This is a genomic window from Planktothricoides raciborskii GIHE-MW2 (genome assembly GCF_040564635.1).
Lineage (GTDB): Bacteria > Cyanobacteriota > Cyanobacteriia > Cyanobacteriales > Laspinemataceae > Planktothricoides > Planktothricoides raciborskii.
The window spans coordinates 4757459-4783807 of sequence record NZ_CP159837.1; the positions used below are offsets into that span (position 1 = coordinate 4757459).

23 protein-coding genes are annotated in these 26349 nt (G+C 42.8%); 17 read left to right on the forward strand and 6 right to left on the reverse strand.

The annotated features are described in order from the left end of the window. Positions 1 to 151 precede the first annotated feature (151 nt). The 6 genes from ABWT76_RS20500 to ABWT76_RS20525 all read left to right on the forward strand — a co-directional run bounded on the left by ABWT76_RS20500 (position 152) and on the right by ABWT76_RS20525 (position 5746). A complete protein-coding gene (locus ABWT76_RS20500; protein WP_054465799.1) occupies positions 152 to 511 on the forward strand; it encodes a hypothetical protein in 360 nt (119 codons plus the stop codon). A gap of 191 nt (positions 512 to 702) precedes the next feature. Next, complete coding sequence (locus ABWT76_RS20505) at positions 703 to 1125, forward strand: DUF29 domain-containing protein (RefSeq protein ID WP_054465798.1); 423 nt, start codon at positions 703 to 705, stop codon at positions 1123 to 1125. 171 nt (positions 1126 to 1296) lie between these two features. After that, positions 1297 to 2304 carry a UDP-N-acetylglucosamine 4,6-dehydratase (inverting) gene (pseB, locus tag ABWT76_RS20510; RefSeq protein ID WP_354634884.1) on the forward strand — a complete coding sequence of 336 codons (1008 nt, stop codon included), beginning with the start codon at positions 1297 to 1299 and terminating at the stop codon, positions 2302 to 2304. Between the two features lie 10 nt (positions 2305 to 2314). Continuing rightward, positions 2315 to 3505, forward strand: a complete 1191-nt coding sequence (pseC, locus tag ABWT76_RS20515) for a UDP-4-amino-4,6-dideoxy-N-acetyl-beta-L-altrosamine transaminase (protein WP_354634885.1) — start codon at positions 2315 to 2317, stop codon at positions 3503 to 3505. A 225-nt stretch (positions 3506 to 3730) separates the two neighbouring features. Continuing rightward, positions 3731 to 4486 (forward strand): glycosyltransferase family protein, encoded by a 756-nt coding sequence (locus ABWT76_RS20520; RefSeq protein WP_354634886.1) that lies wholly within the window; start codon positions 3731 to 3733, stop codon positions 4484 to 4486. A gap of 483 nt (positions 4487 to 4969) precedes the next feature. Further along, positions 4970 to 5746, forward strand: a complete 777-nt coding sequence (locus ABWT76_RS20525) for a hypothetical protein (RefSeq protein WP_054465794.1) — start codon at positions 4970 to 4972, stop codon at positions 5744 to 5746. Positions 5747 to 5903: 157 nt separating this feature from the next. On the opposite strand, the gene ABWT76_RS20530 is transcribed toward ABWT76_RS20525, so the two are convergent. Next, entirely contained in the window at positions 5904 to 6389 is a 486-nt protein-coding gene (locus ABWT76_RS20530) for a DUF29 domain-containing protein (RefSeq protein WP_054465793.1), read from the reverse strand. A gap of 42 nt (positions 6390 to 6431) precedes the next feature. Here ABWT76_RS20530 and pseG point away from each other — a divergent pair, with 42 nt between their 5' ends. The 7 genes from pseG to ABWT76_RS20565 all read left to right on the forward strand — a co-directional run bounded on the left by pseG (position 6432) and on the right by ABWT76_RS20565 (position 17073). Further along, positions 6432 to 7478, forward strand: coding sequence for a UDP-2,4-diacetamido-2,4,6-trideoxy-beta-L-altropyranose hydrolase (gene pseG, locus ABWT76_RS20535; protein WP_354634887.1), 1047 nt, complete (start codon positions 6432 to 6434; stop codon positions 7476 to 7478). A 30-nt stretch (positions 7479 to 7508) separates the two neighbouring features. Then, positions 7509 to 7703, forward strand: a complete 195-nt coding sequence (locus ABWT76_RS20540) for a hypothetical protein (RefSeq protein ID WP_197285254.1) — start codon at positions 7509 to 7511, stop codon at positions 7701 to 7703. Next, complete coding sequence (locus ABWT76_RS20545; RefSeq protein ID WP_354634888.1) at positions 7700 to 8206, forward strand: GNAT family N-acetyltransferase; 507 nt, start codon at positions 7700 to 7702, stop codon at positions 8204 to 8206. The genes ABWT76_RS20540 and ABWT76_RS20545 overlap by 4 nt, the downstream gene beginning before the upstream one ends. A 102-nt stretch (positions 8207 to 8308) precedes the next feature. Then, positions 8309 to 9361, forward strand: coding sequence for a pseudaminic acid synthase (gene pseI / locus ABWT76_RS20550; RefSeq protein WP_354634889.1), 1053 nt, complete (start codon positions 8309 to 8311; stop codon positions 9359 to 9361). Further along, a complete protein-coding gene (locus ABWT76_RS20555; protein WP_354634890.1) occupies positions 9361 to 12216 on the forward strand; it encodes a TylF/MycF/NovP-related O-methyltransferase in 2856 nt (951 codons plus the stop codon). The genes pseI and ABWT76_RS20555 overlap by 1 nt, the downstream gene beginning before the upstream one ends. Before the next feature lie 57 nt (positions 12217 to 12273). After that, on the forward strand, positions 12274 to 16101 hold the full coding sequence (locus tag ABWT76_RS20560; RefSeq protein ID WP_354634891.1) for a glycosyltransferase: 3828 nt from the start codon (positions 12274 to 12276) through the stop codon (positions 16099 to 16101). Between the two features lie 471 nt (positions 16102 to 16572). Beyond that, entirely contained in the window at positions 16573 to 17073 is a 501-nt protein-coding gene (locus tag ABWT76_RS20565) for a DNA-binding protein (protein WP_354634892.1), read from the forward strand. 16 nt (positions 17074 to 17089) lie between these two features. Here ABWT76_RS20565 and ABWT76_RS20570 read toward each other — a convergent pair whose 3' ends face one another. Next, positions 17090 to 18322: a DUF4336 domain-containing protein gene (locus ABWT76_RS20570; RefSeq protein WP_354636427.1), complete on the reverse strand. Its 1233-nt coding sequence runs from the start codon at positions 18320 to 18322 to the stop codon at positions 17090 to 17092. A 489-nt stretch (positions 18323 to 18811) separates the two neighbouring features. Between ABWT76_RS20570 and ABWT76_RS20575 the strand changes: the two genes are divergently transcribed. Then, on the forward strand, positions 18812 to 19567 hold the full coding sequence (locus tag ABWT76_RS20575) for an HIRAN domain-containing protein (RefSeq protein WP_354634893.1): 756 nt from the start codon (positions 18812 to 18814) through the stop codon (positions 19565 to 19567). Positions 19568 to 19832: 265 nt separating this feature from the next. After that, positions 19833 to 19994 (forward strand): UPF0175 family protein, encoded by a 162-nt coding sequence (locus tag ABWT76_RS20580; RefSeq protein ID WP_255353173.1) that lies wholly within the window; start codon positions 19833 to 19835, stop codon positions 19992 to 19994. A gap of 60 nt (positions 19995 to 20054) precedes the next feature. Here ABWT76_RS20580 and ABWT76_RS20585 read toward each other — a convergent pair whose 3' ends face one another. The 4 genes from ABWT76_RS20585 to acsF all read right to left on the reverse strand — a co-directional run bounded on the left by ABWT76_RS20585 (position 20055) and on the right by acsF (position 22767). After that, positions 20055 to 20300: a hypothetical protein gene (locus tag ABWT76_RS20585; protein WP_354634894.1), complete on the reverse strand. Its 246-nt coding sequence runs from the start codon at positions 20298 to 20300 to the stop codon at positions 20055 to 20057. A 21-nt stretch (positions 20301 to 20321) separates the two neighbouring features. Further along, positions 20322 to 20525 carry a hypothetical protein gene (locus ABWT76_RS20590; RefSeq protein ID WP_354634895.1) on the reverse strand — a complete coding sequence of 68 codons (204 nt, stop codon included), beginning with the start codon at positions 20523 to 20525 and terminating at the stop codon, positions 20322 to 20324. Positions 20526 to 20691: 166 nt separating this feature from the next. After that, positions 20692 to 21396 carry a hypothetical protein gene (locus ABWT76_RS20595; RefSeq protein WP_354634896.1) on the reverse strand — a complete coding sequence of 235 codons (705 nt, stop codon included), beginning with the start codon at positions 21394 to 21396 and terminating at the stop codon, positions 20692 to 20694. Between the two features lie 291 nt (positions 21397 to 21687). Then, complete coding sequence (gene acsF / locus ABWT76_RS20600) at positions 21688 to 22767, reverse strand: magnesium-protoporphyrin IX monomethyl ester (oxidative) cyclase (protein WP_054465781.1); 1080 nt, start codon at positions 22765 to 22767, stop codon at positions 21688 to 21690. 502 nt (positions 22768 to 23269) lie between these two features. On the opposite strand from acsF, the gene groL reads away from it, so the two are divergent. Then, on the forward strand, positions 23270 to 24949 hold the full coding sequence (gene groL, locus ABWT76_RS20605; protein ID WP_190879863.1) for a chaperonin GroEL: 1680 nt from the start codon (positions 23270 to 23272) through the stop codon (positions 24947 to 24949). 877 nt (positions 24950 to 25826) lie between these two features. Next, a complete protein-coding gene (locus ABWT76_RS20610) occupies positions 25827 to 26063 on the forward strand; it encodes a NifU family protein (RefSeq protein WP_054465779.1) in 237 nt (78 codons plus the stop codon). Positions 26064 to 26349 lie beyond the last annotated feature (286 nt).

The window sequence follows — 26349 nt, forward strand, 5'->3', positions numbered from 1 at the left end:
TTATTAACTGGGGGACGGGCGCTACGTCCAAGCACCCATATCGAGGATGGGGGGTCGCGATCGCGGATGGAAAGAAATTTGCTTGCGAAAGTAAAGAGCGTTTCCGTTCACCATTACTATAGAGTAGCAAGGCTATTAGGATAGAGCATCCATGTCCGAAACTCAACTTACCCTCAATCTCTTACAGGGCTCAGTGAGCTTTCGCTTCACCCCCGAATCCGCAAAACAGCTACAAAAACACATTGCTGAATTGATGGAGAAATTAAAAGCGGTGGCCGCCAAATCTACACCTGGGGCAGCGCCAGGAAAACCGAGTCCCCAAAAACCGATGGAATATCAATATACCGGGGATGTGTTTCTGGAAATTTTCTGTAATCCCAATATTTATCCCAGTCCTTTTGCGGCTAAAGTGCTGATTACCCTGCGAGACGATCGCATTCGCCTAAGTAGCGAAGCCGAATTGACTCGCTTAATAGAAGATATTAACCAATATCTCGAACAATTTGGTTAAGATTAGTTAAATTTATATCGGGGCAACCACCCGCGATCGATTGCCCCTAATAACTTCAATTAAATCACTCAGCGGAAATTCTAGAAAAGTCTAATTATAATTGTGCTATAATCACACTGGATTCATCCGCTGATACTTATCACAAAATTATCACAAAGTTATCACAAAATTATCAGAAAAATTAAGCAATTATGAGTCAATGGAAAGATTTAGCAATGACTTCTCATTACCAAACCGCGATCGCGATTAAAAATGAACTAGCATCAAATCATATCGAATCTGCCCAATCCGGAATAGAGGAGTTAATTGAAGCCTTGAGCCGTGCAGACAAAAGAGCCTTAAAAAGTCAAATAACTCGCTTAATAATGCATATTATTAAATGGAAAACTCAGCCGGAAAAACGCACGCCCAGTTGGGTTTACTCCATTGAAAGTGCGCGAATGGAAATCCAGGATTTACTGGCCGATGAACCCAGCTTAAAATCTTATCTGGAGACTTTGCCCGATGAATTATTTGCCAAAGCTAAGAAATTAGCCGAAGCGGAAATGAATGTGAAATCTGATATTGCCAATATTACAGAAGTTGAATTATTTGAAATGGAATATAAACTGTAAAAATTAGATTTAGATTAACATATAAAAATATACAGCACTTTGCGGAGTTATGAAGTACAAAAAAACTGTCATTCCCGCGCAGGCGGGAATCTATAAAACCTCTGTACTTCATCCTATAAAAACCGCTATAATCAAAATATTTATCAAAAAAATATTAAACAAATATTTTCTATGAATCAAAAAACAATTTTAATCACTGGCGGTACTGGGTCATTTGGCAAAGAATGTATTCGACATATTCTCCAATCATATCAACCGAAAAAAGTCATTGTTTACTCGCGGGACGAACTCAAACAATATGAAATGGCTCAAGAGTTTAACTCCCCAGTCATGCGATATTTTATTGGTGATGTGCGAGATGATCCCCGACTGCAACGAGCCATGCATGGAGTGGATTATGTGATTCATGCTGCCGCGCTCAAGCACGTTCCGATCGCCGAATATAATCCAATGGAATGCATCAAAACCAATATTCACGGATCGAACAACGTTATTGATGCAGCCATTGAAAATCAAGTAGAAAAAGTCATTGCCCTATCCACCGATAAAGCAGCAAATCCGATTAATCTTTACGGTGCCACTAAATTAGCTGCTGATAAATTGTTCGTGGCTGCTAATAATATTGTCGGTCGTCCAAAACCTCGCTTTTCTGTGGTTCGTTATGGAAATGTGGTGGGTTCTAGAGGCTCCGTGGTGCCATTTTTTCAAAAATTGATTCGGGAAGGGGCGAAGGAATTACCAATTACCGACCCCCGGATGACGCGGTTTTGGATTACCCTTCCCCAAGGAGTAGATTTTGTGCTCAAATGCTTTGAGCGAATGCAGGGGGGAGAAATTTTTGTGCCGAAAATTCCGTCGATGAAAATTAGCGATTTAGCCGCCGCTTTAGCCCCAGGAATGCCTACTAAAATTATTGGCATCAGACCAGGAGAAAAACTGCACGAAGTTTTATGTCCTGGGGATGATTCCCATTTGACGGTAGAATTTGCGGATCATTATGTGATTAAGCCCACGATTCAGTTTACACAGCCGGTAGATTTTACTCATAATCCTTTGGGTGAAATCGGGTCATCGGTGGGCGAGGGATTTCAATACAGTTCCGATCAAAATACCCAATGGCTCAGTGCCAGTCAACTGTTAAATATTTTGAACCAATCAGTCGAAGCAATCAGTCAATGAGTGATTTTCAATGAGTGATTTAATGAGTGATTTTATTCCTTACGGACGACAAGATGTTAACCAGCAAGATATCGATGCGGTGATTTCTGTTTTGCGCGGAGATTGGATTACCCAAGGGCCGACCATAGAACGATTTGAGCAGGCAGTCGCGGCGTATTGTGGGGTTAATTATGCGGTGGCGGTTTCTAGTGCTACCGCAGCTTTGCACCTTGCTTGTTTAGCCCTGGGACTGGGGGCGGGTGATATCTTGTGGACTTCGCCGAATACTTTTGTCGCTTCGGCAAATTGTGGTTTGTATTGTGGTGCAGATGTGGATTTTGTGGATATTGACCCCCAGACCTACAATCTGAGTGTTACTGCCCTGGAACAGAAACTCTCCCAGGCTGAACGAGACGGTAAACTGCCCAAGGTGGTTGTACCCGTTCATTTGGCAGGACAGTCTTGCCAGATGGATAAGATTGCCGCTTTGTCTGAAAAGTACGGTTTTACAGTTTTGGAAGATGCCTCTCATGCTATTGGTGCGAAATATCAGGGCAGTCCGGTAGGAAATTGTCAGTTTTCAGATATGGCGGTATTCAGCTTTCATCCGGTGAAGATTATTACCACTGGAGAAGGGGGTATGGTGGTGACAAATCGTGCCGATTTGTGGGAAAAGCTGATGCGGTTGCGGACTCACGGCATTACCCGCAATCCTGAGTTAATGCAGGGTGAGTCTCATGGGTTGTGGTATTACCAGCAGTTAGAGTTGGGGTTTAACTACCGGATGACTGATATTCAAGCGGCATTGGGTGCAAGTCAGATGAAACGTTTGGATGAATTTGTGTCCCGTCGTCGATTTTTAGCCGAACGCTACAATCAATTGTTGTCAGATTTTCCCCTGGTTTTACCTTGGCAACATCCTGATACTGAATCTAGCTGGCATCTTTATATTATTCGGCTGAAACTGGATCAAATTGCTCAAACTCATCGCCAAGTCTTTGAGGATTTACGACAGGCTGGGATTGGAGTAAATTTGCACTATATCCCGGTTCATACTCAACCTTATTATCAAAAACTAGGGTTTGCTTCGGGGGATTTTCCTGAAGCTGAAGCATATTATCAAGAGGCGATTAGTCTTCCTTTGTATTATGGTTTAAGTGAAGAAAATCAAAACCGAGTTGTGGCAGTTTTGCGGGATATTATTGAATGTTGTGATTTCTGATGTTTTTAAATGATGTTTTTCAATATAGAGGTAAGGGCGAAGCATTCGCGCATCAAGATGCCCGGTTAACCGACAGATTATCTCCGCGAATGCTTCGCCCCTACAGGAAATTTTGATATGATGTTTCTCAATATAGAGGTAAGGGCGAAGCATTCGCGCATCAAGATGCCCGGTTAACCGACAGATTATCTCCGCGAATGCTTCGCCCCTACAGGAAATTTTGATATGAAAATTGCGATTATTGTTCAAGCCAGAATGACTTCTAACCGCTTACCGGGGAAAGTTCTTAAGCCAGTATTGGGAAAACCTTTGCTGGCATATCAAATTGAAAGATTGCAAAGGGTAAAATTAGCGGATGAAATTGTTATTGCTACCACGACTAATCACAGTGATGAACCTATTGTTGAGTTATGTAATAGTCTTTCTGTGGCCTATTTTAGGGGTTGTGAAACTGATGTTTTAGCTAGATATTATCAGGCTGCCAGAATACATAAAGCCGATGTGGTGGTTCGGGTGACTTCTGATTGTCCTTTCATTGACCCGGATGTGATTTCATCAGCGATCGCTTATTATTTGCAAAAACCGGATGCTTTAAACCAACCCGGTTTTTATGATTATGTGTCTAACTGTTTAGAACGCAGTTATCCCAGAGGGATGGATACGGAAGTGTTTTCTTTTTCCGTATTGCAAGAGGCTTTTTTAGAAGCCACAGCACAACCAGACCGCGAGCACGTTACCCCCTTTATTTATCGACAACCAGAACGATATCGTTTAGGTTCTATGGTTTATGCGGAAGATTGTAGTCACCATCGTTGGACGGTAGATACTCCCGAAGATTTTGATTTAATTGAGAAAATCCTGACAATAATTTATCCAGAAAAACCGCATTTTACTTTAGCCGATTGCTTGAGTATAATAAAAAAGTATCCTGAGTGGTATTTTATTAATAGTCATATAGAACAGAAAAAATATGGGCAGTAAATCAATCAATCCCCACAATAATCTAGTGCGATAATCTAGTGCGATAATCTAGTGCGATAATCTAGTGCGATCGCCGCTTTTGTACTTCATAACCATGACAATTGCTATATTTGATTTTACAGTTGATGGAAATACATCTGTTTTATGAATATGCCTGACTAAGTAATTTTCCTTATTTGCAAGAATTGAGTCGGCGCTCTTCTGTGAGCCATTGGCGCTAAGATTTTCTGCCAGAGACTCTTGTTGAGTCAAATGTAAAGTTTTATGTCCACATTCCACACTGCTGTGATATTGCATATTAAAATAAAATGAGTTTGATTGCTGTATAGATGCTGTTGGGTTTCGTTTTCAGATTAGCGACCGACAAATCTGGAGAAGGTTCTCAGCAAAATTGTCTTAAATTGAGTAATAGTAAGGTTTTTCAAACCTAAATTACTCAGTTATCCAAAATGAAAATCACCGTTTTATTGAGGTAAAGCAAACATGACTGTTGACAAGTCAACTAAGAATGATGCCCTAAACTATGCTTTTAGTTTGACGTTTAATCCAGAAATTCTTAGAATTATTTCCTATGTGTCATTGATTATCATACTGCTTGTCGGAGCGATTTTGACTAAAACATTGGTTGACGTTGATCCTCATACCACTGCAATCTATAAATTGTTTGGGTTTAATCACTCCTGTAATTGGTTGGATCATGAACCCAGTAGAACGGTTTCGGCGATGCTTCTACCCTTGTGGGAAGTTCCTTTTCTCTTTTATCTAATTTTCAATTTTTTGAGAATTCAAGATGCTTATAAGGAAAACAAAGCTCCACGATATGCCTATGTCGTATCGGGAATTTTCTTGCCCATTGAAATTCTCTTGACTGTCTGGTTCAGAATTGTGTTTGTCTGGAGTCCAGAAGTCAACTTCTTGTATCATTATCTCCCCTATATCGGCTTTCAGTTTCTTCTGTTTTTGGTAGCCTTCGAGAATGCCCTGTATTTCTATGCGATGAAGGCACTACCCTTTAAAAATAGCCGACTCATGGCCATTGGCTATCTTGTGGTGTTATTCTTAGTAACAGTAGCCTATACGGTCATTGGACTATCAAGTGCCTTTGGACATCCTATTCTCGATCTTATCCACGATCCCGGACAACGCTTATTCTTCAGATCCCTAACCAATTTCTATACGGTTTTAGTTCTTCCTGTTCCTATCATCCTATCTATATTGGAATTGAAGCGATCGCCCAATCATAAACTATCCTTTGAGTAAGCCCTTCAGCAATGCCAATTTTGTCAGGTGTGTTAATCTACATAACACACCTTTTTATTTTAGGATTGTAGGTGTAGGGTGGGCAAAATGCAAGCCCCCCCTACGAATGTTATAACTAATGGGGTCTGTGGTGCATTTATTTCTGCCCGTAAACTTATTATTCCCAATCTTGGCTGGTATCGCACAGAAAACTATCTGCGATCGCGAAGCGGCGCGGATGCGCCATCGCGTCCTCAAACTTATAGGGACATTTTTCTGGAAAAGTTTTTAATGGCAAGTTTGTTTCTCGTAAAGCCAAATCAACTCCTGCTTCAAAGCCATCTTCTAAAGCGTCAAAGATGCGAGACTTTAAGCTAGGATTGCGATAAAAATGGCGATTAATTGCCCGCCGTTGTTCTCGTATAGTCAAAAACAAACTGCGAGAACGGTTTTCTGGTTGATACTCCCACTTGAGAAGATGCCCTAACAAGACAGTAAGACGACTGACTAATTCTCGGTATTCCTGTCTCCCCAAAGCTTCTAACTCCTCCTGTAAATTTTGCCAATCTAACTCTGATACTTGTCTTTTTGCGAGTACCTCTACTTGCCACTGTGTCCAGCCATAAAAATCTTGTTCGTATTGTGAAACTGTTTTAGAATTCATTATGATTAAGGATTTGAACAATAATAAGTTGTACTATTTGCTATGATATCCAAAAATATCATCATCCGCGTAGATGCGTCCACTAAGATCGGTTCAGGTCATCTGATGCGCTGCTTGGCACTTGCTCAAACATGGCAAGATACCCAAGGACAGCCTATTTTTATCATGGCAAATTATGTCCCAGCCTTGGAGGAACGCCTCCAGTCAGAAGGAATGAAATTTGGCCAATTGACCACAGAACCAGGAAGTTTAGCAGATGCCCAGGAAACTGCGGCATTAGCGCATCAGTTTGAGGCGAATTGGGTTGTGCTTGATGGGTATCATTTCGGGGGAAAATATCAGCAAATCCTTAAGCAATCTAAATTAAATTTATTATTTATCGATGATTATGGACACGCGGAACACTATTATGCTGATTTGATCCTGAATCAAAATATATCGGCTGACGAGCAATGGTATCAGCATCGCGAACCTTATACTCAGCTATTACTTGGCACTGGTTACGCCCTATTACGGCGGGAGTTTTGGCCTTGGCAGCAATGGCAGCGAACGGTATCACCAGTAGCTAAAAAAGTTTTGGTGACATTGGGAGGATCGGATCCAGATAATGTGACGTTAAAAGTGATTCAGGCTTTGCAGCTTTTGGCAGTTGAGGAACTAGAGGTAGTAGTGGTGGTGGGGGGAAGTAACCCCCATTATAACTCTTTAGAAATAGCGGTACAAAATTCACTAATTCCTATTCGTTTGCAGCGGAATGTCACTAATATGCCAGAGTTAATGGCTTGGGCAGATATAGCAATTTCCGCTGGGGGTAGCACTTGCTGGGAATTAGCGTTTATGGGTTTGCCGAGTATTGTGTTAGTTTTGGCGGAAAATCAGCGGGCGATCGCGGCTGAATTAGATAGTCAAGGTGTAATTATTAATCTGGGTTGGCATCAGGATGTGACTATCGATAAAATTGGTTTGGCATTGCAAGAATTGCTATGGGAAGGTCTCAAGGTTGAAACCATGAGGAAAAAAGGACAAACGTTAGTTGATGGCAATGGCGCAAGGCAAGTTGTCTTAGAAATTGTCAATATGTTAGTCTAGTTTTGAATCGGGTTTTATGGGGTCTAAATTATGACAACTTCCCTAAGATACTCACTTTTTGATGTTACTTATCCTGATAGCGATGGTTTGCCAATGGCTGAGAGTGATGCAACTAGAGATTACTTGATTTATGGTGTGGAAAAGTTTGTTCGCGAAGCGTTGTGGACGCAACACGAAAGCGATCGCGTGATTCCAATGATGCAAACCAATGATGCAAACCAATGATGCAAACCCAAATGTTACGCTTAATAACAGTGCAAGAAAGTGATGCTCAATTACTCTGGGAATGGGCTAATGACCCCCAAGTGCGTGCGGCTTCTTTTTCATCAGAGCCTATTCCTTGGGAACAGCACATTCAATGGTTTGATGCTCAAGTCAAAAATCCAAATTGCATCATTTACATTGCAATAAATTTAGACAATATTCCCATAGGGCAAATTCGTTATAAAATTCAGGATAATCAAGCGGTAATCTCTATCAGTATTGCCAGTGATTATCGCCATCAAGGTTATGGCAGTGAGTTAATCAAACTAGCCTGCGATCGCCTATTTCAAGAATTGAAAATTTCCCAAATTCATGCTTATATTAAACCAGACAATCAGTCATCCATCCGGTCTTTTATCAAAGCCGGTTTTGCAGAAATCGGTACAATCAATTGGCCGCAATCAACGGGAAATAACCAACTAGCCATGCATTTAGTCAAAAACATCCGCGCAACAACTACTTGATATAATCGCTCCCCCCAAACCCCATTAAAAACGTGGGTAACGAATCTTGGATTTTTTTATAATTAAATGATATAATTGCCTGATATATTTACAGGATAATTTATGAAAAATATCGTTATATATGAGAAAAATATCGGAGTCAGTCATCCACCGTTTATCATTGCCGAAATGTCCGGCAACCACAATCAATCTTTAGACCGAGCATTAGAAATTGTAGAAGCAGCAGCTACAGCGGGGGTACAGGCGATTAAACTGCAAACTTACACCGCCGATACGATGACTTTAGATATTAAGAAAGGGGAGTTTTTTATTGATGACCCAAACAGCTTATGGGCAGGTTATTCTCTCTATGAACTCTATCAACAAGCTTATACTCCGTGGGAATGGCACAAACCGATTTTTGATCGCTGTAAAGAACTGAATATCATTGGATTTAGCACTCCCTTTGATGAGACTGCGGTGGATTTTCTCGAATCTTTAAATGTCCCTTGTTATAAAATTGCCTCGTTTGAAAATACGGATTTACCATTAATTCGTAAAGTCGCGAGTACCGGCAAACCGATGATTATTTCTACCGGCATGGCAACCGTAGCCGAATTGGATGAAACAGTTCGCACCGCGAGGGAAGCAGGTTGTCAGGATATCATTTTACTCAAATGTACCAGCACCTATCCGGCCACCCCAGAAAATAGCAATATTTTGACGATTCCCCATTTACGAGATTTATTTAATGTCCAAGTGGGATTATCCGATCACACGATGGGAATTGGGGTCGCGATCGCCAGTATTGCCCTGGGTGCAACGGTGATTGAAAAACACTTTACTTTGCGTCGTGCTGATGGGGGTGTGGATGCAGCTTTTTCTATGGAACCCGAAGAAATGGCGCAATTAGTTGTAGAATCACAAAGAGCTTGTCAGAGTTTGGGAAAAATCCAATATGGGCCAACCAGGGCAGAAGAAAAATCTTTAATTTTTCGGCGATCGCTCTACATTTCCCAAGACATGAAAGCTGGGGAAATTCTCACCCCAGAGAATCTGAGAATTGTTCGCCCCGGATTGGGTTTACCCGCTAAATATTACGATATTCTGTTGGGGAAAACGATTAAACAGGATGTTAAAATCGGCACGCCAGTCACCTGGAATCTATTAACTTAATGTCAGTAAAAAAACAAATGCTCACCTTAGAACAAACCCTGGAACAGCAAAAAAATCTGACTCAACTCTGTGCAGATAGACCTCAAAAAACTTCGGAATTTTTTGCCGGTAATGCTTTCTATGGCATCGATCTAATTATCAAGCAATATGCGAATCTATCCCCGAACTATCCCCTAAAAGCGATCGTGCCTCACGGGGTTAACTTAAGTGATGATAAAGTTTGGGAAGCGGAGTTACAATCACTCCTACCCACAATCTGGGCTTACCCACCTTATCGAGTTAAAAGTTATCTAAAACAACTGCCTAATGACTATCCTCGGAAACAAGTTATCCCGGCGGCTTCTCCATTTTTATATTTAATAGAATTATTAAAAAATCAGCCAAAACCCAAGCGCCAGGGAACGATTTTTTTCCCTTTTCACTCTACCCATCACATCATCGTGAAAATGGATGATGAATCTCTGGCCGAAAAGCTAGAACAACTGCCTGATACTCTCAAGCCGATTACCGTCTGTATTTACTGGAAAGATTATCATTTAGGCCGGCACATTCCTTTTGAAAAAAGAGGGATGCGAGTTGTATCTGCCGGTCATATATATGACCCGGATTTTTTATTTCGCTTTTATCACTTGTGTTCTCTGCATCAATATGCCTCTAGCAATGGGTTAGGCTCTCATTTATTTTACGCGGTTAAGGCAGGGTGTGCTTATTTTCACTTGAATCAAGCGCCGGATTATGAACTACAAGGAGATGATAAGTTTTTAAGACATTTCGCCCCACCTCCGGCGATGAGAGAAGAACAATTAAAGAAGTTGTTTACCAATGTTCATCCTGAAACAAACCTAGAACAAATGGCCATAGTCGATGAATATTTAGGAGCAAAATTTTTGCTATCTCCAGAACAAATGCGTTCTCAACTATTAGCCGCCGAAACTGAATATAATTATTTCCTGGTTCAGTCAGCAGTCAAATACTTGAATCAGGGTAAAAATGTCGAAAATTTAAAAGTTCTGGAAATGGCGATCGCCGCTTTACCGAATGAACCGGGACTGCACTATGGCAAGGCGATCGCCTTAGCGCGAATGGGGCAAAATCAGGCAGCCATAGAAAGCTTAAATATCTTATTAGCGGCTATTCCAGAACATCCAAAAGCCCGACAGTTACTCATGGAAATTCAGCCCAGTTCTGCACAAGGCATTTCTGCCGCCAATTTAGTTGAACAAGCAACCGAAGCCATAAATACGCAAAATCATACCCAAGCATTTGACTTATTAAACCAAGCCAAAAAACTGCAAAACACAACGCAAAAATACACGCAAAACATCGATTATTTGCGAGGAATTTGTTTTCTCAATCAACATCAACCAGGCGCTGCCCTCCAAGCGTTACAAGAAGAACTCCGCTATTTTCCCCAAAATACCGCAGCGCAAACCCTGAAAAATCAACTAATAGATCAATATCCGCAGCTAATCACCAAGAAAATTAACGATCCAGAATTTCAACAATTACTGGAAATTGTTCGCCCATACACCATGTTAAGCGAAGCTCGTTTATATTCATTATTTTCTTTGGTCAAGCAAATTTGTCAAAAAAATATTCCAGGGAATATTGTTGAATGTGGCGTTGCTGGAGGGGGTTCCACCGCATTAATGGCCGCAGTGATTAAAAACTACAGTAAACAACCCCGTTGGTTATATGCCTTTGATTCTTTTAGTGGAATGCCAGCCCCCACAGAAAAAGATCGACATCAGGGAATTCCTGCGGATCAAACCGGCTGGGGAACCGGCACCTGTGCCGCACCAGAAACTACTGTTCAAGAAATTTGTTCTAAGTTAAAAGTGCGGCAAATTGTTAAAACCGTTAAAGGTTATTTTCAAGAAACTTTGCCCAAAATGCGAAATATGGTGGGCATGATTTCTCTGTTGCACGTCGATGGTGATTGGTATGAATCAACCCAGGTAATTTTTCAGAATTTATATGACCGAGTGGTGAATGATGGTTATATTCAAGTCGATGATTATGGTCACTGGGAAGGTTGTCGCCAAGCGGTTCACGAATTTGCCGAGCAAAAACAAATTACATTGAATCTTCAACCCATTGATGAAACCGGCGTTTTTTTCATAAAACCAGATAAATTTCCTTTGAATCCGATGATTCCAAGCGATCTGATCCGCGAGTTTTATCAAGATGACCCGGTGGCTTATGGAATTGAAAGTCAAATGTCATTAAACGAACGGTTTCAACTTTACTATGTTTTACGCCAATTGCTACCACAAAGCTCATCCCCATTGCGGTTTGTGGAAATTGGCTCTTATGCGGGCAGTTCTTTGTTTTTAGAATGTCAAACATTTAAACTAATTGTGCCACAGTGCCAAGGATTTGCGATCGATCCCGGTGGACATCCCCAATTACAAACAGTTCTCCAACATTTTAAGAATGAAGTGACACACTTGCAAATGTTATCTCATCAAGCAGCCCCGCAATTACAGTCTTTATTTGATCGGGATGGTCAACAGCCTGTATTTATCTTTGTTGATGGAGATCATAGTTATGAAGGGGTGCGGCAAGATATTCTGAATTATTTTCCGCTATTAGCCCCTGGGGGAATCATGGTATTTCACGATTATTTACCACCCCTGAATGATGAAAATCGCACGGCAATTTTATTTCATCATGGAGGCAAAGAGCCAGGAATTCGGCAAGCTTGTCAAGAGTTAATGGACAAAACTTATCATTGCGAACGGGTGGAAGTCCCCTTATTATATCCGACGGATCCTACTCAAACTCAGGCACATTTGCCCATTATTCCCGGCGTTTTTTCTACGCTTCGGGTTTATCGTAAACTTTTGTCTTAAGATTATTCTAAAGTTTTCACTTTCTGACTTTCTCAAATTCAGCAACCCATGAAACAAATGAAAATTCTACATATAATTCATCAGTTATCGCGAGGGGGCGCAACCCGGTCAGCGATCGCGATCGCCAAATACTCTGCCCATCTTGGTAATTTTCAGCATCACATTATTTCTTTGCAACCTTGTGCCGATCCGTTGCCTTTAGAATTAGCCCAAGCAGCGGGAATGACTGTCATCAACGGTCCCGATAAATCTCAACGCGATCGCGAAATTGCCAGCGCCGATATTGTCCATATTCATTTTTGGAATAATCCCGATCTTTATGACCTGCTTACGTCAGAACTGCCCCCCTGTCGCTTGCTGATTTGGTTTCATATTGCTGGTGAATACCCACCCCACATCATCACCCAGGAATTAGTAGAATATGCAGATTTTGCCATTCCTTGTAATCCTTATACCGCTGAACTTCCCGTATTTCAGAATCTCTCACCAGAGGTAAGACTGGAGAAAATTGGCATGGTTTATGATGCCGCAGACTTTGCCAGAGTTGAAAATATCCAAACCAAACCTCACGACACATTTAATGTCGGTTATATTGGCACTGTGTATTTTACCAAAATGCACCCGAATTATGTGCCAATGAGTGCTAAAATTGAGATTCCCAATGTGAAGTTTATCGTCTGTGGTGGCAGAACAATTGAAGCTTATCTCAAACAACAAGCCCAAGACCTTGGGGCTTTAGCAAAGTTTGACTTTCGGGGGTATGTAGATGATATTAAATCAGTCATAGAAATATTAGATGTTTATGGCTATCCCCTTTGTGAAGATACTTATGCTGCTGCGGAGTTAAATTTACAAGAGGTAATGTATGCCGGAATCCCCCCGGTGGTCTTTCCTTATGGCGGGGTAAAACGCCTGATTGTCGATAACTTTACTGGGTTAATTGTTGACAGTGAATTAGAATATAAACAAGCGATAGAATATCTTTATCATCATCCTGAAGAACGGCAAAGATTAGGTCAAAATGCGCGGGTTTATGCTCAACAAATTTTTGGGGCAGAAAATGCTGCCAAGCAAATAAATCCCATTTACGATCGCCTGCTAAAATTACCGAAAGCCAAGAAACCCGGTTTTTTGAAAAAACCGGGTTTCTCCGGTTTCTCCACTGGCAGTTTGCTGCAACAACCCGTGACTTTTGACGACTTAATCGGCGATCCTTTTAAACCCTCTGGGGCTGAATTATTTATCAAATCTCTTGGGCAAACTGCTCCCCAATTTAACACGAGCATGACTTCAGATGATATTCAAGAACTTTTTGACAGCGATCGCCAAATTTCTGAATCATCAAAATTAATTTATACCTTGGGTGGAGGCGGACTATTAGATTATCAAGCCTTCTATCCCAATGATGGTTACTTGCGGTTATGGGCTGGATTAGTCCGACAACGGCTAGGACAATATGAGCAAGCACTTGCTGACTTATTAGCGGCCATTAATTTAGGCTGTAATCATTGGCGAGTTAGCTGGTACATTGCTCAAATTGCCGAAAAAGTAAACAATATTCAATTAGCGGAAAACTCTCTGAAAACCGTGCTGCAAGCAGTCCCAGATTTTGCCCCAGCCCAAGCAATTTTGCCGCGAATTAAATCCTTAAAAAATTCTATTTATTCTGCTTATGGAGAACTCACTCAGATAGATCCGCAAAATATTACCAACTTCCAGCAAACGCGGCAAAAACTAGCGCAACAATGGTTGGTCATCAGTGATGCTCAACTGGAAACGGCTTATAGTGAAGTTATGGGTAAAATACATCAAACAATAATGAACAGTCGAATCAAAAATGAGCCGATCGCCGAATCAGAACAGCCATTTGTCAAGCAATTAATTGACAATATTGCTCAAGGATTAGGGCAACCCCAAGGTATCCAATCACTCTTGGCAGTCATGCTTTACACGCGATCGCATCAATTGCCGTCACGGTGGTATGAAAATGCGCCGATTCCCCAATGGCTGTTAAACGATTTTGTCAATTTTTTAATCGACTATCCCGAACTGTTCAACCAAATTGGTGAAACCACTGATTATGCCAACTATATGCAGGGATTAGTGGATTATCTCCATCAGCGCATATTCAGCAATCAAAAATCAACGATTTGGCAAAATATAGCTCGTCTATTCACCCAAAATGTGAATCTGGTTCCCTTATACTTTAATGCCCTAAATATCAAGGATATCATTATCAAAACTAGCGAGATTAATGAGTTTGCCCTAAGTGAAGCATATCAGCTAGATTACTGTTTCCCTGAACGACCCCAGCGGCCAAAAATTCGCGTTGGTATTCTGAAAAGCAATTTCCAAGCATCGACGGAAACTTTTGCCACTTTGCCGGTTTTTGAATATCTCGATCGCAGCCAATTTGAAGTAATTCTTTATGCCAATCATTTTAAAAATCAGCCCCTCGAACAGTATTGCCAGAGTCGATGCGATGCTAGAGTAAAACTGCCAGAAAATATCCATGACCAAGTAAAACAAATCCGGTCTGATGACTTAGATATTTTATTCATTGGCATGAATGTCATAACTCGTTTGCGGGAAAGAGGGTTACTAGAAATGCATCGTCTAGCCCGCGTACAAATCACCTCATTCTGTTCTCCCATCACCACCCGTATGCGGCATATCGACTATTATATTGCCGGGGAATTAACCGCACCAGCGCCAACTTATCAAGACCAATATCGCGAACGCTTAGTAAACATTCCGGGGTCGGGAATTTGTTTCCGTTTCCCCACAGAACATCCCCCAGCCACCGTCAAACCAGACCGGCAAAGTTGGGGGGCAACCAGTGAATCGATTGTATTTATCTCTGGGGCAAATTTCCACAAAATTGTACCCGAACTCCGGGAAACTTGGGCTAAAATTATCGCCGCAGTCCCGAATTCTATATTAGTATTATATCCCTTTGGTCCAGCATGGAATCCGAATTATCCCACGATTCCTTTTATTAATCTGATGCGGGCGGTATTTAGCAAATATGGCATCGATTCTAACCGTCTGGTGTTCATTAATACTTTACCCAGTCCGACGGATATTAAAGAATGTCTGAAAATTGCGGATATTTATCTGGACTCTTACCCTTATGCGGGCGCAACTTCTTTAATTGATCCCTTAGAAATCGGTTTACCTCCCATTGTTTGGGAAGGCAATACTCTGCGATCGCGCCAAGGTTCCGCATTGCTACACGAACTGCAAGTTCCCCAACTAATTGCTAACAGCGAAACAGCTTACATTAACTTAGCTGTCACCTTAGCAAATAGCCGACAATTGCGTCAGCAATACCGGCAGCAAATTCAGCAAAAAATGCAAAACCAACCCCCATTTTTGGATAGTCGCAGCTATTCGGCTAAAATGGGCAACCTATTTCACCAGCTTTTCCAAACATGGCAGGAAAAACAAAAATCTGTCCAGGTAGAATCTCTGAATTTAGGGTCTAATCCGTTACTCCAAGATGTCACCACAACAGAATTTATTAACCGGGCGATCGGTTGTGCCAATCTCTATTATATTGACCCTACCGATCAATCAATTATCGAGGAATTGCGGCAAATTCGCCGACAAATAGCCGAATTTTGGTTAAATACCGCACCGGAACAACTGCAACATTTCTACCAAAGTAATTTGGGGCAAGCTTATCAAAAATTAGTCAACAGTCAGATGCAAAAAGAACCCCTGACCTCAATGGAACAAACTTTTGTTCAACAATTAGCCAATGAACTGATGCTGGGGATGAAGTCCCCCAAAGCAATTAATTATCTTCTCGCAGCCCAACTCTACCGACCCGTTCAGATCCCGCCAAATACTCAAGGAATTCCTGATTGGCTGGTTTTATAGCGTTTTTTGCTTTCTGGAGATAATCTGGACTTAGAAGCAGATAATCTGGACATAAATAGATCGCCCCACCCTAGCTTTATCCCGATTAAAAATAGGCTAATGGTGGGGTTTTTCTGGAATTCATCAATCAGTTCAACGGGGCTATTGTTTTTATTTGAGAAGGGAGGGCGCTGTAAAGAAATTTGTTTATGAATATCAAAATTATCTGTCGTTAACCAGCCCATCCCCTTTTACTATTACGATGTAGTTAAATGACATATCCGCAATTTGAGTCACCAAGGCTAAAGAGGCACAAAGATTAACTGAGAGCTTTACAGAAAATCATCTTTTATCTTTTATCTTTTATCTTTGCTCATCCGCTACTCATATTTACTATTGCGATGTAGTTACTGCAAAAGTAGCTAAAGCCTTTGACGGTTTGATTTATCCCAGCTATATTACTATTACGATGTAAAAAGAGAGACCAAACAAATGAGCAACCCAGACAGCACCCCAACCCATATCGGCACAACCGAAGCCGCCCACTACCTAGGTATTTCCACCGTCAGACTCCGCATCCTGCTCCAACAAGGCCGAGTCAAAGGCGCCGAAAAACAAGGCCGCGCTTGGATTATCCCCTTATTTAACGGAATGCCCGTTATCGAAGAACGCGGCAAAGGTCCCAAAGGCACCTGGTACAAGCGCCGCCGGGAAGCGGAAACCTGTATTCTAGTGAACCGGCAAATTATCGGCAAAAACGCCAAAGAAAATCAGAACGAGCCGCCGATTGTGGTCAAAGAAGGCAAAAACCAACACGAATGCCACGAACTAGAAATTAATGGCCCCTGTCGGATTGTGTACACTCCCCACGAAACAGGCCCCTGCGGTGCTCGCCTGTGGATTGAAGCAGCGGCTCATGTACCCTTAGTAAGAAAGATTTTTGCCGCCTATCAGCCAGTAAATCAACCGACGAAAGCGGTTTTTGAGCTTTGATGATTTGAGAGACTCTTTATACTTTCTCTTTGGCTGGGGGAACAATGCCCCGCTGATTTAAGGTTGCATCGATTTCTTGAAGTAATTGAAAGTCTTCTTCTGGCAAAGGATAAGTATTACTATTAAACGCTCCTGCACTAATTGCTGGATACTTTTCTAGGAAAGAAAATGCTTGACGAAATTGCTGGGGAGTCGCTTCTATGGGCGCTTGTAAATGGCAGGGAATAATCCGTTCAAATTGCCAGAGAGCGACTTTACTTGCCCAGTTTAAAGTTTCTTTTGGTGCGCGGTTAAGGATAAGGGTCTGAAGAATTGGGGCAACAAAGAGATGACCATTACCTCGCAAGGCTTCAAACGATCGCATCCAACCCGGTTGCCACTGAAACGGATATAAGCCAAAGTAATTTTTCCGAGAGCGATCGCTTGCTTGTCGGGCATCTTTTAGCATGGGGTTCCATTCCATCACATTTAGGACATGAGGACGGAAATAAAAAGCAAACAAAGTAATTCTTTGCCATCCTTTGCGGCGATTTTCTGGGGTATCTTTGATGATATCTGCCGAACTATCTTTAGCATGGAATAACAACGGATAAGGATCGAGTTGTGCGATCGCTGGTGGATCGGCGGGCACCGAAACCACCGTATCCGTAACTAATAAAGTGCGCGATCGCTTATGGAAAAAAGCCACTTCTCCAAAGCGACCAGTCCCCAAATTAATCGGCCCCAATATCTCATAATCAAACTCATCGGCAAACGGAGTTTGACTACTATTTTCGGGCAAAATTTGCGTGCGTTTACGGGGAAACCCCAACCAACTCAGGGGCAAATTCAAGGGAAAACTCCACTGACTTGGGGCCACATATATTTGTGCGGTGGGAAAACGACGAGCAAACGGCCCCACAAACACCTTATGTTCTAATCCCGAAACTGTGGGCAGAATAATATATTTTACTGGACCATATTTTGCCACCAACTCCTGCATCAAACTCACACATTCACGAGTCGGCGCCACGGGAGCATAAACCAACAAACCCCCTTGTGCCAACCGGACTACGGTCATCCGAATGGGCACCACCACATAAAAAATCCCCTGAAGTTGGTCAAAAGTCCAAATCGTATCTTGAATAACTTCTTTGCGAATTGTCCGCCGCTGACCATAAGGATACAGTGGCACCAACGGCCACCAGGGCCAAGAAATATCCCTGGAATCACTAAATTCTAGTTGTGGATTTTGCGCCTTATGGTTAATTCCCGCCACTTCCTGACCCCCTGCGGACTTGCTATCTATCGACTCTGGAGTTTAGCAAATTTTGGTCTATTCTGTATATTTTCCTCGCAAGGGCGAAGCATTCCGGTAGGGGCGAAGCATTCCGGTAGTGTACGGGCGTGATCTTTCCGGCAGATAATTGATTGCTTGGAATATTGTAGGGGCGAATGGCCATTCGCCCCTACTGCCGGAATGCTTCGCCCCTACTGTTGGATGAATTTTTGTAAATTGTATAATTTATTTATCATACAAACATTAAATTTTCGTAAAAATTTCGTAGGGGCGAAGCATTCCGGCAGTCTATTTAATATTACCAACCATAACCTATATACCGGAATGCTTCGCCCTTGCCTGCTTCAGGGCGGCGTTGCATTCCGGTATATAAGTTAATGTTTCCAGCGGATACGATCTGCCGGAATGCTTCGCCCCTACTGTTGGATGAATTTTTGTAAATTGTATAATTTATTTATCATGGAAACATTGTTTTTAGCTTGGCAAGATCCACTGAGCCGTTCCTGGTTTCCCATTGGTCGGCTAACCTTTGATGGAAATTGGTATCAGTTTCTTTACACTTATGGCGCGAAATATGCCGAAGAAAATTGTAAATTTCTGCCACTTCATTCATTTCCAGAACTAACCAGAGAATATAAATCTTTTGGTTTATTTCCCTTCTTTGCTAACCGCTTGATGCGTCCTTCTCGCCAGGAATATAGGAATTATCTTCAATGGCTGAATATTCCCGAACATCAAGACGATCCAATGGTCATTTTTTCTCGGAATGGTGGCCGTAAAGCCACCGATACTTTTGAGATTTTTCCCTGCCCTAAGCCCGATGAAAATGGACTTTATCACATCCATTTCTTTGCTCATGGCTTACGGTATTTACCCAAAGGATCCGTGGAAAGAATTAGTGAATTGCAACCTAATGAACTGTTGTATTTAGCGAATGAATTCCAAAATCCTTACGACTCTCGCGCTTTATTGCTATGTACCAGAGACCACCATATTGTCGGTTATTGTCCTCGGTATTTAGTGGCAGATGCCCTGGAACTTGTGCGAGAAAAGCCAGAGTTAGTAAATGTACAAGTTGAGCGAGTTAACCCAGCACCAACCCCCCTGCATTTTCGCTTATTGTGCAACATGACCGCTGAATGGCCAGAAAAATTTATTCCTTTCTCTGGAAAAGAATATCAACCCATTCTATCGGAGGTATGGGAACAGCGATAGCGCATCCGCAACGGGAGAGCGATCGCACCGAGTCTCAGTTACTTATTTAAACGGATATCCGCTAAAATAAGCCTTTAAAGAGCGATCGCCCTCCGCGATCGCTTCGCTAACGCGCATCTGGCGTCAGCTAAAATCGACCAATAACTCAGATCGCACGTCAAGTAACCAGAGATACATCTATGCCTAATCTATCTCTTCCCTATCCCGAAGACTTACTGATTACTTCGGGCAAATCACCCCAAGCTTTAGAAGCTGAATATTTTTACTGGCAGTCAAATTGTTTGAATTACGCCGGTTATCTCTGGGCAAAGCCGCTGAGTTTTGCCATAAGAACAAACTGCAATTTATGTACGAACTCGGACGTTTACAAGTTCCGGTAATTAACCTGGCCGATGACCAAATTGCTGAGGAATTGCGTGATGATTAATTGCCAAATTTTTTTACCACAGAGACACAGAGAAACACAGAGAAACAGCGATCGTCAGGATCAAGAATTATAATTAGGGACTTGAATAAATCCCATCCCAACTTGATTAAAATGATCGTCTCCCGTCAAAATAAAGGTAATTCCATATTCTTTCATTACCACCATTGAGGATAAGTCCGTAAATGAACTTCGTGGTTTGTCTATATAATATTTACTACGCAGTGAACAGGTTTTTGCAAATCGTGCTTCATTGATAAAAATTTGATGAAATTTCTGATTTTCAAAACTTTTAAATAGGGTTTGCATAGCCTGATTTGCTTGATCTAATCAAGATTGATTCATTTCTCGATCGCAGTTTTGAGCTAGAGTGCCATGATCTACTTGACCGATGAAATCTGCCAGAGGATCGGTCATGGTGTTTTCTGAAGGTTGGTTAACCTGATTAATAAATTGTAGAACTTGGTTCAGTTGTGGCTCGGAGATGTGACTAATTTTTTTTAATATTTCTTGACGGATTTCAGTGGTGGTCATGGTTTTTATGGGTTTTTACTGTTCTCTTCAATTATATATAGCGAGTATGTAGGGTGGGCAAAATTTTGCCCACCCTACCGATGGGGTCTTGGAGTTTATCAAATAATTTTTGTCATTATTTTCCCTATCTTCTTCTCTGTATCCTCTGTGTCTCTGTGGTGAATTTTTAAGGCATCAACTCCAAAACAATCCCCACCCGACTATCATCATCCCCGTCAGCAATTTGCCATTGTAAATCCGTGGCTAACCGCACATTCCGACTCACCGCATAGCCCACGGAAAAACTAGCCAAACCCACCGACTCATCCCCACCAATCCCCACTTGACTATAACCCAGAGAAATATCCCCGGCGCCGCCACGGGATAAAGCCAACATCAACCTGCCACCAACTTCTAACCCATTGGTAGAATAAGCTTCAGTTTCTAAATGGCGATAGCCTACCACTGGGGCAATATTCACATAGTTACCCAAGGGTAATAAATAGTAACGCAATTGGGCGCCAGCGGAGGTGCGATCGCCATTCCCACTTGCCTGATAATCTCCGCTTACCGTCAGACCTGTGCCACCCAAAAACAAATCCTCCACTCCCACATTAAACCCACTGGCATCATCAGTCGAAGGAAACTGAGAATATCCCGCCCGGACTCTGGTGCGAAAACTCGGATCGGAGCGAATATCTTTTAACACATCCGGCACTTCCTGTAACCAGCGCTGCAACACCGGACTTTCCTCAATAATTTCTGGGCTTAAATCCAAATCTGCGGGATTAACTTGGGAAGAGCGATCGCCCTGACCCCAAACTGGCATCAGGTGACAGCCTAAACCCAACAAACTACCGACCAATCCCAGACCTAACTTTTGTAATAGCATTCTAATTATTAATTTAAGCGATAAATATCCCCCAGGTGGGGTTCGGAGAGGCGCAAGCATTGCGCCCCTACATAAAATAACGATTTTTCTTCTTAAGCGGTTTCAAAACCCCTGCAAGAATAGCTTCTTAAGAGAGGCTCTCATGCGATCGCAATAATAGCAAGGCGATCGCCTTACATCAACACACCCCAAATCCCCAAATCCCCAAATCCCCAAATAAAAACGGCCCTGGTAAAACCAGGGCCGATAACACGAAACAACAGAGGAGCGAAAACGAAAACAGAAACTTACTTAACGAACAACTCCCTGGGCAGTAGCAGCATCCAAAGGCTTCATCAGATAAAGCCGCAGCAGTTGCCAGCCCATAGAAACAAACAAGGGGAGTTTTTGGAAGAACTGCAAAAACTTCGGAGTGTTGGAATTTGCAATTTCAGCTAGTTTAGCATTATTTGCCGCACAAATATCCAGCCGCTGATAAAATTCTGGATCGTTCACATTCAGCATCACCGGGAACACCCGACCAGCGGTTTCATTGGTTTTCTCGATCACGTGAATATCGTACTCGCGAGCATTCAAACCAATGGAAGCATAGAAATCAGCCCGTTGCAAGTCATTCAGGTACATAGTGACAAACACGGACAGCAAGAAGAAGCGGCACCACAGTTTAGCTTTCCAGTCATTTAAAATACTGGGCTGAGACTTCATAATCGCATCAAAGAAATCTCCGTGGCGGTTTTCATCCTGACACCAGTTTTCAAACCAGCGGAAAATCGGATAAATCCGGTTTTCGGGATGGGATTCTAAATGACGATAAATGGTGATATAACGCCAGTAACCAATTTTTTCCGACAGGTAGGTGGCGTAGAAAATGAATTTTGGCTTAAAGAAGGTGTAATTCTTGCTTTTGGTCAAAAAGCCTAGATCCAACTGTAAGTTGAAATCGGACATAGCTTTATTCAAGAAGCCAGCGTGACGAGCTTCGTCCCGAGACATCAGGTTAAAGCATTCCGCTAACACGGGGCTTTTGTCTTTAAGACGACGACCCAGTTCTTTGTATAGGAGGAACCCGGAAAACTCAGCGGTACAAGAACGCTCCAGAAATTCGATAAATAACCGGCGAGTGTCTCCATCAATATGATCGAAGGATTGATTAAATTCCTCATCCCGCACGAAGTGATGACGGTTATAGTCGGCGCGGAATTCTTCAAGGATAGCTTGCAGTTCATCCTCATTCGGTGAGATGTCCATTTTTTCCATCTCATCGAAGTCAGTGGTATAGAAGCGGGGGGTGAGGATGGTGTCCTTAGCAGGGATTTTGACCCCAGGTCTGAGTTCTTCAAAGGACGCTGGTTTTTTGAGGGAATCTACCATAGATCGATTTCTTGAGAAAATTTTTCAATGAATAACGGACAGAAACTGTGCAGGCGGATCCATCCAGTTCCGACTGAATGGATCTGACTCATGCTTTCCCGTTGAGGGCAAGGGGCGTTTAGGATTTCCCCGGTAATCTAGGGTTAAAGGATTGATTAATAAAAATCATTCCTAGTCTAGACTAAGGGTTCCTTTACCCCATCCGCATCTCCCCAATCCGCAGGAACGGAATTTGTTCGGATATTTATGAGAGCAGTATTTGCTAATAAGTTCCAGTGTATCAGTGCTTCTTGGACTAAGATACGACAAAATCGTTAAGATTCACAACAGTTTGTAAAGTTATGTAAAGAAACACGCAGTAAATCTTTATATAGGGCGTATATAAGGCGGGAAATACTGATTACCGAAATATTCAGGATGTTGATGTACGGTTTCCGCGACTTAGCACTCAGTGCCAGAGAGTGCTAAATTTTCTATTTGGAAAGCTACACAGTAAGAATCTATGGCTAAAATTGTTGCATTTGATGAAGAGTCTCGGCGATCGCTGGAAAAAGGAATTAACGCTTTAGCTGATGCGGTGCGGATTACGATGGGGCCGAGAGGACGGAATGTAGTTCTAGAGAAAAAATTTGGCGCCCCACAGATTGTCAATGATGGGATTACCATTGCCAAAGAAATCGATCTAGAAGATCCTCTGGAAAATACCGGCGCCAAGCTAATTCAAGAAGTCGCTGCCAAGACCAAAGATGTGGCTGGAGATGGCACCACCACCGCTACGGTTTTAGCCCAGGCCATGATTCGCGAAGGGTTAAAAATTGTGGCCGCAGGAGCTAACCCCGTGTCAGTCAGACGGGGGATTGAAAAAACTGTAGCCAAGCTAGTGGAAGAAATCAAGGCGATCGCCAAACCCGTAGAAGGGGCTGCGATCGCTCAGGTAGCCACAGTTTCCGCTGGCAACGACGAAGAAATTGGTCAGATGATTGCCGAAGCAATGGACAAAGTGACCAAAGACGGAGTAATCACCGCCGAAGAATCCAAATCTTTGACCACGGAATTAGAAGTAGTCGAAGGGATGCAAATCGATCGCGGCTATATTTCTCCCTACTTTGTCACCGACAACGAACGGATGGTAGTGGAATTTGAAAATCCCCTAATCCTGATTGCTGACAAAAAAATTAGCTCCATCCAAGACCTCGTAGGCATTCTAGAAAAAGTTGCCCGCCAAGGCAAACCCTTATTAATCATTGCCGAAGACGTAGACGGGGAAGCCCTAGCTACCTTAGTGGTAAATAAAGCTCGCGGAGTCTTAAATATCGCCGCCATCAAATCTCCTGGATTTGGCGAACGCCGCAAAGCCATGCTGCAAGACATCGCCATCCTCACCAGTGGGCAATTAATTTCTGAAGAAATTGGCCTCAGCTTAGATACCGCCACCGTGGATATGCTGGGTACTGCCCGCAAGATCACCATTAGCAAAGACAACACCACCATCGTGGCTGAACCCGATGCGAAAACCAAGGGTGAAATTGCCAAACGGATCGAGCAACTGCGGAAAGAATTAAGCAGAACCGATTCCGAATACGACAAAGAAAAACTGCAAGAACGGATTGCCAAACTTGCCGGTGGTGTAGCAGTAATTAAAGTTGGCGCACCCACGGAAACCGAACTCAAAGAGCGCAAGCTGCGGATTGAAGATGCCCTCAACGCTACCAAAGCCGCTGTAGAAGAAGGTATTGTCCCTGGTGGTGGCACCACTTTACTGCACTTAATTCGGAAAATCGATGCAATTAAGGCTGATTTCAATGCGGAAGAAAAACTCGGCGCTCAAATCCTGCAAAAAGCCTTAGAAGCACCCGTGCGTCAAATTGCCGAAAATGCTGGGGTTGAAGGTTCGGTGATTGTGGAGAAAGTCCGCGAAAGCGCTTTCAACGTTGGCTACAACGCCATTACCGGCAAATTTGAGGATATGATTGCCGCTGGAATCATCGACCCGGCGAAAGTTGTTCGTTCTTCCTTACAAAATGCTGCTTCGATCGCCAGTATGGTCTTGACTACGGAAGCTTTAGTCGTTGAAAAACCAGAACCCCCGTCTCGGATGCCCGCAGGGGATCCAATGGGCGGCATGGGCGGCATGGGCGGCATGGGCGGCATGGGCGGCATGGGCGGCATGGGCATGATGTAGTTCAATGGGATGCCATCAATCTTTAATAAAGAGAAACAGAGAGAGGCGAAAACCATTAAGTCGGTTCTTGATGGAAAGGTGATGGATCGAGACGTAAATGGCGCTCGCGGGATATTCTTGCGGGCTTTGGTAGATACGCCCTGGATGCGTGAGCATCTTGCATTTGTTAATGAAAGTTAGCAAAAAGGTATCGGTAGAGAGAATATAGAGATTGATGGCACCTCGCTGCTCATTTATCAAGATGCAGAAAGATGTGGATAAAACCTCTGCATCATAACTGCTTGATGCGTACCCGGCTGTATTAGGATATACCAAGGGAGATGTTCTATTGTGTCTTCAGTTCAATATCTCTTATAGGGCAACTCTGAGACTGTTGACGAAAGTTTTAGTGAGAGAAAAGCTTTCTGTTTAACAGTTAACGGCCAACGATGAATGAAAACCAGCAGCTTGTCCTAAAGGACAAGCTGCTTTTTTATGGGGAGCGGGGTGTGGGGTGTGGGGGTGCGGGGGTGCGGGGGTGCGGGGCAAGAGAAGTGAAAAGTCGTAGGGGCTTTCTGGCCATAAGGCCTGACGGATTATGCTTCGCAAGGACGCCCGTACAAAAGTCGTAGGGGCTTTCTGGCCATAAGGCCTGACGAATTATGCTTCGCAAGGACGCCCGTACAAAAAAAATATCACTATTCACTATTCACTATTCACTATTCCCTACACCTCTTACCCTTCGGCAGGCTCAGGGCTACACCCCGCTCCCCTGCGCCCAGGTGTAGAGGAGAAAAGGAAAAAATTGGGTTTTTTTCGGAAGGGAGGCGATCGCGCTCTAACACTAAACAAACGTTAAAATTAAACTCACAACCAGCGTTTACAAGAGGAAATTTGTATGGCCTTGGCACTCACACCGAATAATGTGGAAACGGTTTTGGATGAACTCCGCCCTTATTTAATGTCAGACGGCGGTAATGTGGAACTGGTGGAAATCGATGGCCCGATTGTCAAATTGCGTTTGCAAGGAGCTTGTGGGTCTTGCCCCAGTTCAACCATGACTTTACGCATGGGCATTGAGCGCAAACTCCGCGAGTCAATTCCAGAAATTGCCGAAGTGGAACAGGTAATTTAAATTTCTTTCCGTTGACCGTTGACCCCCTTCTGCACGGGGGCTAACCCCTAAATGTAGGGGCGATTCGCTTGCTCGCCCCTACATTTGTTATAACAGATGACAGATGACAGATAATTTAGTTGGCGCGATCGCAAATCAAACCATATATAGACGAAATATAGACGAAAAGTTAAATAACACCGAATATAACCGATAATATAATCATCTACCAGAACGTACACCTGATTGGGTAGAGCAAATTAAAAGGTTATCCGGGCTGCGTCCGAAATTAATCATTTATTCTGAG

Bases quoted from the DNA above. Each gene is read 5' to 3' on its own strand.
- ABWT76_RS20500 (WP_054465799.1), top strand. From the start codon at position 152: ATGTCCGAAACTCAACTTACCCTCAATCTCTTACAGGGCTCAGTGAGC.
- ABWT76_RS20505 (WP_054465798.1), top strand. From the start codon at position 703: ATGAGTCAATGGAAAGATTTAGCAATGACTTCTCATTACCAAACCGCG.
- pseB (WP_354634884.1), top strand. From the start codon at position 1,297: ATGAATCAAAAAACAATTTTAATCACTGGCGGTACTGGGTCATTTGGC.
- pseC (WP_354634885.1), top strand. From the start codon at position 2,315: ATGAGTGATTTAATGAGTGATTTTATTCCTTACGGACGACAAGATGTT.
- ABWT76_RS20520 (WP_354634886.1), top strand. From the start codon at position 3,731: ATGAAAATTGCGATTATTGTTCAAGCCAGAATGACTTCTAACCGCTTA.
- ABWT76_RS20525 (WP_054465794.1), top strand. From the start codon at position 4,970: ATGACTGTTGACAAGTCAACTAAGAATGATGCCCTAAACTATGCTTTT.
- ABWT76_RS20530 (WP_054465793.1), bottom strand. From the start codon at position 6,389: ATGAATTCTAAAACAGTTTCACAATACGAACAAGATTTTTATGGCTGG.
- pseG (WP_354634887.1), top strand. From the start codon at position 6,432: ATGATATCCAAAAATATCATCATCCGCGTAGATGCGTCCACTAAGATC.
- ABWT76_RS20540 (WP_197285254.1), top strand. From the start codon at position 7,509: ATGACAACTTCCCTAAGATACTCACTTTTTGATGTTACTTATCCTGAT.
- ABWT76_RS20545 (WP_354634888.1), top strand. From the start codon at position 7,700: ATGATGCAAACCCAAATGTTACGCTTAATAACAGTGCAAGAAAGTGAT.
- pseI (WP_354634889.1), top strand. From the start codon at position 8,309: ATGAAAAATATCGTTATATATGAGAAAAATATCGGAGTCAGTCATCCA.
- ABWT76_RS20555 (WP_354634890.1), top strand. From the start codon at position 9,361: ATGTCAGTAAAAAAACAAATGCTCACCTTAGAACAAACCCTGGAACAG.
- ABWT76_RS20560 (WP_354634891.1), top strand. From the start codon at position 12,274: ATGAAAATTCTACATATAATTCATCAGTTATCGCGAGGGGGCGCAACC.
- ABWT76_RS20565 (WP_354634892.1), top strand. From the start codon at position 16,573: ATGAGCAACCCAGACAGCACCCCAACCCATATCGGCACAACCGAAGCC.
- ABWT76_RS20575 (WP_354634893.1), top strand. From the start codon at position 18,812: ATGGAAACATTGTTTTTAGCTTGGCAAGATCCACTGAGCCGTTCCTGG.
- ABWT76_RS20585 (WP_354634894.1), bottom strand. From the start codon at position 20,300: ATGCAAACCCTATTTAAAAGTTTTGAAAATCAGAAATTTCATCAAATT.
- ABWT76_RS20590 (WP_354634895.1), bottom strand. From the start codon at position 20,525: ATGACCACCACTGAAATCCGTCAAGAAATATTAAAAAAAATTAGTCAC.
- ABWT76_RS20595 (WP_354634896.1), bottom strand. From the start codon at position 21,396: ATGCTATTACAAAAGTTAGGTCTGGGATTGGTCGGTAGTTTGTTGGGT.
- acsF (WP_054465781.1), bottom strand. From the start codon at position 22,767: ATGGTAGATTCCCTCAAAAAACCAGCGTCCTTTGAAGAACTCAGACCT.
- groL (WP_190879863.1), top strand. From the start codon at position 23,270: ATGGCTAAAATTGTTGCATTTGATGAAGAGTCTCGGCGATCGCTGGAA.
- ABWT76_RS20610 (WP_054465779.1), top strand. From the start codon at position 25,827: ATGGCCTTGGCACTCACACCGAATAATGTGGAAACGGTTTTGGATGAA.